The sequence below is a fragment of the Clostridium tarantellae genome (assembly GCF_009295725.1).
Classification (GTDB): Bacteria; Bacillota; Clostridia; order Clostridiales; family Clostridiaceae; genus Sarcina; species Sarcina tarantellae.
Genome location: NZ_WHJC01000367.1, coordinates 1 through 2,927, shown reverse-complemented (window position 1 = coordinate 2,927; position 2,927 = coordinate 1). Strand labels below are relative to the sequence as shown.

General features: G+C 22.9%; 3 protein-coding genes. All 3 read left to right on the top strand.

The features are described from left to right. Positions 1-61 precede the first annotated feature (61 nt). The 3 genes from GBZ86_RS14545 (at position 62) to def (ending at position 2,519) form a co-directional block, all read left to right on the top strand. On the top strand, positions 62-637 hold the full coding sequence (locus tag GBZ86_RS14545) for a winged helix-turn-helix domain-containing protein (RefSeq protein WP_152891835.1): 576 nt from the start codon (positions 62-64) through the stop codon (positions 635-637). A gap of 244 nt (positions 638-881) precedes the next feature. Then, a complete protein-coding gene (locus GBZ86_RS14540) occupies positions 882-1,841 on the top strand; it encodes an MraY family glycosyltransferase (protein ID WP_152891833.1) in 960 nt (319 codons plus the stop codon). Positions 1,842-2,045: 204 nt separating this feature from the next. Next, the gene (gene def, locus GBZ86_RS14535; protein WP_152891831.1) at positions 2,046-2,519 is read left to right on the top strand and encodes a peptide deformylase; all 474 of its coding nucleotides are present in this window, start codon (positions 2,046-2,048) and stop codon (positions 2,517-2,519) included. The last annotated feature ends 408 nt before the right edge of the window (positions 2,520-2,927 follow it).

Here is a 2,927-nt window from a genome sequence, read left to right as displayed (position 1 = left end):
AAATATGGTATAATGATTTGAAGTTTTTAATATTAAAAACAATAAAGAGGGGGCTAAAGTTATGAAAGATGTTGTAAATTTAACTACATTAGAACAAATTAAAGCGTATTCAGATCCATATCGCTTAAAAATTATAACATTTTTGAGAAATAATAGAGAGGCAGCTACTGTAAAAGAAATAGCAGATTTTTTTGGAGAAGTACCAGCTAAAGTTCATTATCATATAAAAAAGTTAGAAAGAGCAGGAATACTTGAATTAGTTAGAACTAAAGAAATAAAAGGTATTATTGCTAAATATTATTATTTAACAGCTGAAAGTTTTAGTATTGAAGGGGAACAAATTAAAACAGAAGCAAAACAAGTTTATAAATCTCAAATTTTAAATATTGTTACTGATTATTATGATAAATCAAAAGAAAAAGCTATAGAAGTTATTGCTAATAAAGTTGATAAAGGAAAAGAAGAAGATTCAGTATTATTAAATTATAAAGATATTTATGTAACTGAGCAAGAATTTGAATGCTTAAACCTTGAAATTAAAAGCATTTTAAAAAAATATGAAAAAAAACAAGATGGAAGAATTTCATGTCATATGTTTTCTATATGTTTAAAACAAAATGATGATGAAAGATTATAAAATTTTTAATATATATAAAAGTAATAAAATGTAGGGGCAAGAGTTTTGAATGTTTATATAAACAATAAGTAGGAATATACATAATGTTAATTAGTTAAGATTATATTAATGTATCAATTTATTAAAGTAAATTTTAATAAATATAGTTTACTACTTTAAATAAAAAGTATACAATAAATAAAAAGGAATTATCCTTATAAGAAACAATCAATAAAATGGTTAAGCAAAAAAAGGAGAAATTTTCATGCTTAAGTATTTAATTATAATGATGATATCTTTTCTTATAGTATATTTATTAATGCCTCACTTAATAAAGATTGCTATAAAAAAAGGATTCACTGATAAACCTACAAAAAGAAAAAAACATAATAAATCAATTCCACTTAGTGGTGGAATTGGAATGTTCATAGGTTTTTTTACAACCTATCTATTTATTATAGATAGAGGAAATCATTTAAAAGATACTGTAATTATATTTATTGCAGCATTAATGGTATTAATTATAGGAGTTGTTGATGATTATTACAAATCTAAAAGTAAAGAATTTCCAATATGGCCAAGAGTTATAGTTCAAGTATTAGCAGCTATAATGATTTTTAAAATAGGTATTGTTTTTAAAGGAATTACTAATCCTTTTACAGGAGAATTTATTTTATTTTCAACACCAATACAATTTATTTTAACTATTTCATGGATTTTTGGAGTAACTACTGTAATAAATTGGTCTGATGGAATGGATGGATTAGCAGGAAGTATTTCATCTATATCAGGAACTACTATGTTTGTAGTAGCTTTAGCTAAAGGTCAATTTCCTTCAGCTCTTATGTCCATTAGTTTAGTGGGGGCAATATTAGGATTTTTAAGATTCAATAAGCATCCTGCTAAAGTGTTCATGGGGGATTCAGGAGCAAATTTTTTAGGATTTATGCTTGCTATAATTGCCTTAGAAGGAGCTTTTAAACAAGCAACAGCATTATCTATATTAATACCTGTATTAGCTTTAGGAGTTCCTATATTTGATAATCTTTTTGTAATATTGAAGAGATATCATTCAGGAAAGCCAGTATATGAAGCTGATAGAAGTCAAATACATTATAGATTACAAGAAAAAGGAATGAATGCATCACAAGTAGTACTGTATATATGTATATTAAGTGGATGCTTAAGTTTAATTTCTTTATTAATTTTAATGGTAAAATTATAATAATATTATTAAAAAATACTATAAAAATTTTATAGTATTTTTTATATTTTAAGTTTAATTTTAAAAAATGTATATATAAGTGGTTTTTATTATAAGCTTTTATATGAATAATAAAAACATTACCTATGATAAAAAATTATAATGAAAAAATTAAAGAAGTATGATTTAATATAAGATATATGTTATTATGAAAGGAGAAAAATAATGGCAGTTAGAAAAATAGTTCAATTAGGTGATGAACATTTAAAAAGAAAATCAGAATCAGTAAAAGAGATAAATGAAGAAGTAAAGTTAATAATTAAAGATTTAAAAGATACATTAGCAACAGTTGAGGGAATTGGATTAGCAGCACCTCAAATAGCTGTTAATAAAAAAATAATATATATAAATTTTGGTGATGGAAAAAATGAATATGTTTTAATAAATCCTAAAATTTTAGGGGTATCTAAAGAAACTTATAAGGATTATGAAGGATGTTTAAGTTATGTAATGCATGAAGGTTTAGTTGAAAGACCTAAAGCTGTGAAAATTCAAGCATTAAATGAAAATGGTGAAATGATGGTTTATGAAGCACAGGATTTATTAGCTAGATGTTTTTTCCATGAAATTGATCATTTAGATGGAATTATGTATGTAGATAGAGCTATTGAAATGTATGAATTAGTTGATGAAAATTAAGTTTTAAAAGGTGTTTTAGATATTTAAAACACCTTTTTAATTTTCATCATCAATATTTTTAGTATCATTACAAGAAATATTTTTATGTTTAGGCCTAATAATTATAATTATTAGAGCTATTATTAATAAAATATCTATAAGTTGCATAATTGAAGCTCCTAAAACTTTATTTTCTATATTATACCAAAAAGAACTAACATTAACAATTGAGTTAATATTGAAAAAATGAAACTGAATAATATATGATAAATTTAAAATAAAACAAAATTAAATGTTCATGTACTATTCATGGAATTTTTAAGTACATTTATGTTATTAGAATTTAATAGAAAAAGTAAAAACCTCTTATTAGTAACATATTAAAAGCATTTTAATCATTCAATAAATTTTAATAAAAATATATAATAA